This is a genomic window from Gemmatimonadota bacterium (genome assembly GCA_016209965.1).
Taxonomy (GTDB): Bacteria; Gemmatimonadota; Gemmatimonadetes; order Longimicrobiales; family RSA9; genus JACQVE01.
In genome coordinates, this window is sequence record JACQVE010000280.1 from 1 (window position 1) to 4,605 (window position 4,605).

The window sequence follows — 4,605 nt, forward strand, 5'->3', positions numbered from 1 at the left end:
CGAGCAGCGCGCGGTCGAGCGCGACCTGGTCCGCGGCGTCCAGCCCGACGACTTCGGGCGCGATCAGCTCGTTCACGTTCTGCACTGCGCGGCGCACGCCCTTGCCGCCGTAGCGCCCAGCCTCGCCGTCGCGCAGCTCGAGCGCCTCGAACTCGCCGGTCGAGGCGCCGCTAGGCACGGCCGCGCGGCCGCTCGCGCCGCTCTCCAGCACCACGTCGGCTTCGATTGTAGGGTTACCGCGGGAATCCAGGATTTCACGCGCGCGAATGCTGGCGATGGCAGACATTTCGTTCAGGACGCCCGGCGGGTGGGAGGCAGCTCTGCGAGCAGCGACTCGATCCGGCCGCGCACCTCGGCGATGAGCGTGTCGCGGTCGGCCTCGGTATACTCCACGGTCGAGATCGGCCGGCCAAAGCGAACAATAATCGGGCCGGGACGCACGTGCCAGGCGCCCTTGGGCAGGATCCGGCGCGTGCCGAAGATGGCGACGGGCACGATCTCGACCCCCGTGTGCAGCGCCAGCATGAAGGCGCCCTTCTTGAAGGGCAAGAGCTGCCCCGTTCGCGTGCGTGTGCCTTCCGGGAAGATCACCACCGAGCTGTTGTCGCGACGGATCAGCTCACCCGCCTGCTCCAGCGAGCGGATGGCGGAGGCGCGGTCGCCGCGATCAACCGAGATGTGGCCGGCCGCCTTCCAGGCGCGGCCAAAGAGCGGGATCGCCTCCAGCTCCCGCTTGGCCACGAAGCGGTAGCGCTTGGGGATGACCGCGGCCAGGGCAAAGACATCGTACCAGGACTGGTGGTTGGCCGCGAAGATCTGCGGACCATCCAGCTTGACGTGCTCGAGCCCCTGCAGCCGCACGGGCGTGCCGCTCACGCGCAGCATCCAGCGGGACCAGGCGCGCGGCGCCCAGTCGTAGATGCGAGTGCCAATGCCCAGGAACGCGGCCAGCACAACAAGTCCGGCCAGCAGCAGCGTCGCCACCAGTAGGTTGAGTATTATCCAGAGGCTGCGGATCACTCGGCAGCTCCCTCGAAGTGGCGGAACCCCTTCACGCGCAGCGGCTCGGTCCGGCCCTCCTTGCCCGGGACGACGACGCCGCTCCCGGCCCGCACTTCGCCCACCGCGCTCAGCCGCACGCCGAACTCCCGCTCAAATTCGCCAACCAGCGGCGCGACGCGGCCGGCCGGCGCGGCAAAGCACAACTCGTAATCCTCGCCGCCGCCCAGCGCCAGCTCCCAGATCTCCTGTGCAGCCGATACCTCCTCGCTCAGACAGGCACTGACGGGCAGGACCTCCGGATCGAGAACAATCGCGACGCCGCCGGCCGCAGCCATGTGCGCGGCGTCGCCGGCCAGGCCGTCGGACAGGTCAATGAGCGCGTGCAGCACACCCTGCTGGGCGAGCCAGCGCGCCTCGCGGATGCGCGGGCGTGGCCGCGCGAAGGCGAGGCGCGCGGCGGGCGGCGGCGGGCGGCCGCGCCGCCAGGCGCGGACGGCTGCCGCCGCCGTGCCCAGCTCTCCCGTAACCCAGAGCTCATCGCCTGGCCGCGCGCCGGCGCGCAGCACGGGCGGCTCGGCGCGGCCCAGCACGACCACGTCCAGGACCAGTGGTCCGGGCGAGGCGGTCAGGTCTCCGCCCAGCAGCATGGCGCCGGCCTCCCAGGCGGCCGTTCGCGCGCCCGCCATGATCTCCGTGGCCGGCTCCGGCACGTCCTCGGGCGGCACGGCGAGTGCGACCAGGATGCCGAGGGGCTGAGCGGCCATAGCCGCCAGGTCACTGAGCGACGCGGCCGCGGCGCGGTAGCCGATCTCCTTCGGGCTCAGCCAGTCGCGGCGGAAATGCACGCCCTCGACGGCCAGGTCGGCGCCGACCACCAGCCCGCCGGCCAGCACGGCGCAGTCGTCGCCCGGGCCGACCAGCAACTGGTTCGCGGTCGGTCCGCCCTCGCCACTCTCCGCGCCGGCCGCGAGGAAGCGGCGGATCAGGTCGAACTCGGCGCCGGCGCCCAGGGCAACGCTCCTCACGGCCGCCACGCCAGCCGCAAAGCGCCGGCGGGCGTGGCCACCCAGACGTGGTCGCCCACTGGCAGCACGCGGCGCACCGGCCCCTCCGGAATGTCCGGGCCCACCAGGTAGTACGTCCACTCGCGCCGCTGCTGGTCCCACCGGCCCACGCCCGCGTCGCCACCCACCCAGAGCTGGTCGCCGGCGGCGGCCAGCGTGCGCAGCCGGCCCAGCCCGCCCAGCGCCGCCTCGCGCAGCGGGCCCTGCCACTCGCGCCCGTCATAGCGGTAGAGTGCGTCCGGCGTGATGGCGAAGACGGCGCCGAAGGCGGGGCGCACGTCCGTCACCGCCGTGGCCAGGGCGGGCAGCCGCTCGGCCGCCGGTGCGCGCAGCGGCTCCGCGCCCGCGGAGGGGATGAGCCAGAGCCCGACCTCGGCAGCGATCCAGAGGCTGTCCCGGCTGCTGGCGAGGCCGTGGATGGCACGACCCGGGAAGAGCGTCGGCCCGACGACGTCGCCCTCGCCATCCACGGCGACCAGGCCGCGGCGCGTGCCGACCCACACGCCATTGCCCGCCCGCGCCAGCACCCGGGCCTCGGCCGCGGGCAGGCCATCGCCTTCCGTATAGCGCCGCCAGCGCCCCTGCCGGTCGTAGCGGAAGAGGCCGTCGGCAGCCGCGAACCAGATGGCCACGCCGGTGGCGAGCACGTCGTTCACGTAGCCGGCCGGCGCGCCGTCGTAGCCCGCCTCGAAGTGACGACACTGCTGCAGCGTCAGCTCGCATTGCGCGATCCCGCGGCGCGCGCCCTGGCCATCGCCGCCGAACCACAGGAACCTGCCGTCCAGCGCCAGGGCGCCTGCGCCACGCCCTGGCAGCCCGAACGTCAGCCGCTCCGCATCCATCCGGCGGCTGTCGTAGAGGAGCAGGTTGCCGCCGTAGGTAGCCACCCAGTACCGGCCCGGGCTCGCGGCAGGCGCCACATCGCTGATCGGCCAGTGACGCAGCCGCTCGTCCATCTCGAGTGTGCCGCGCAACGAATGGAAGAAGGGGTCCATCCGGCCGAGCCGTTCCGCCGCCGATCCGCTCCCCTGCCCCTGTCCGCCCGGGACCTGATCGGGCGGCACCGTCTCGGCAAAGGAGGAGCCGCGCCGCACCCGCTGCCAGCCGCCGGGCACGGCCAGGTACAGCGCGTTTTCCCGCACGTCCCGCCCGGGCACGATCTGCAGCACGGGCCCGTCCGCCACCACGCCGTACCGCTCGAAGCCGCCGAACACGAGCCGATAGGCGAGCAGCTCGCCGCGGGCGGTCCCCAACCAGAGTGCGTTCGCGACCTCGTCGTACACCATCGCCGTCACCCGCTCGCCTGCCGGGTAGCCGTCCTCGGCCGTGATCGGCGGCAGCCAGCTCCGCGCGACGAAGTCGTAGACCTCGAGGCCCCAGGGCGAAGCGGCGTAGACGCGGCGCGCGTCGACGGCCACGGCACTCAGCTCATGGAACGCCGTCAGCAGCACCCGCTCGTCCGGCCGCCACAGTCGCCCGGTCTGGGCCGACCCCTGCACCGCGGCCAGAACCACGGCCAGGGCGCAGAGCGGCAGGGTCGATTCAGGGATGCGGGTCAAGAACACCTCAGGTCTGTCACCCCGAAGGGAGCCAGGGGGAGTCGACTCATGGTACACCACCGCCTGAGCGCGTTCCGGCACCAGTGCGTGGGGCTGACCTCACGTTCATGTCATCCCGAGCGCAGCGAAGATCTTACCACCGCGGCGGCTGGTCGAACGTGATGAACGGCAGTTCGAGCGGCGGCGTGGCGGGGCCGGGGTCGGCGAACGCCAGGTGCATGCACTCCGCGACATCGCGCGGCGTGAGCGAGCGGCCGCGTGCGGCGAGGTCCGCGGCGCGGCCGGAGTAGAACAGGCCGAGCGCCGCCGCTGTACGCGCCGGCGCACCGCCGGCCAGGAACGCGCCAATGGCGCCGGAAAGCTGGTCTCCCATGCCGGCGGACGCCACGTCCGAGGAGCCGACCGTGTTCACCAGCACCGGCTCGCCCGGCGCGCCGATCACGGCGGGCGCACCCTTGAGCAGCACCACGCACCCCAGGCGCCCGGCCACCTCCCCGGCCACGGCCACACGCTCGCGCAGGATTCGCTCATTAGGCCACCCGTTGATCCGGCTCATCTCGCCGGCATGTGGCGTGATCACCAGCGGCCGCGCGGCCGCGACCCGCCCGAGCCCATCCCCTTCACTGGCCAGCATGGTGATGGCGTCGGCATCGAGGAGTGTGGGCCGGCCAGCGGTGAGGTCCAGCACGCGGTGCAGCACGGCGCGGGCGTCGTCGCCAATACCCAGGCCGGGGCCGGCAAGGACGGCATCGGCATGGGCCGCCATCCGCTCGACCGCCGCCTCGTCCTCGCGCTCGGCGAAAACCGCTTCCGGCACGACTGCCTGCAGTGGCTCGCGGTTCGCGGCCGCCGAGACCAGCCGGACCAGGCCCACGCCTGCGCGGATGGCGCCCAGGCCCGCCAGTGCCGCGGCGCCTGCCATGCCGCGGGAGCCCGCCAGCACCAGCAGCCGGCCCACCGAACCTTTGTGCGCGTCCGGC

At 73.4% G+C, this 4,605-nt stretch carries 5 protein-coding genes; all 5 read right to left on the reverse strand.

Features of this window, described 5'->3' with window-relative positions; all coding sequences use genetic code 11:
* Positions 1-286: phosphopyruvate hydratase (gene eno / locus HY703_11165; GenBank protein MBI4545746.1), on the reverse strand; the 286-nt coding region annotated here is incomplete at its 3' end.
* Positions 287-291: 5 nt separating this feature from the next.
* Positions 292-1,020: a 1-acyl-sn-glycerol-3-phosphate acyltransferase gene (locus HY703_11170; GenBank protein ID MBI4545747.1), complete on the reverse strand. Its 729-nt coding sequence runs from the start codon at positions 1,018-1,020 to the stop codon at positions 292-294.
* A complete protein-coding gene (gene thiL, locus HY703_11175) occupies positions 1,017-2,027 on the reverse strand; it encodes a thiamine-phosphate kinase (GenBank protein ID MBI4545748.1) in 1,011 nt (336 codons plus the stop codon). The genes HY703_11170 and thiL overlap by 4 nt, the downstream gene beginning before the upstream one ends.
* Positions 2,024-3,625 (reverse strand): hypothetical protein, encoded by a 1,602-nt coding sequence (locus HY703_11180; protein MBI4545749.1) that lies wholly within the window; start codon positions 3,623-3,625, stop codon positions 2,024-2,026. Before HY703_11180 ends, thiL begins: the two co-directional genes overlap by 4 nt.
* Before the next feature lie 133 nt (positions 3,626-3,758).
* The coding region (locus HY703_11185) for an NAD(P)H-hydrate dehydratase (GenBank protein ID MBI4545750.1) at positions 3,759-4,605 on the reverse strand (847 nt) is incomplete at its 5' end.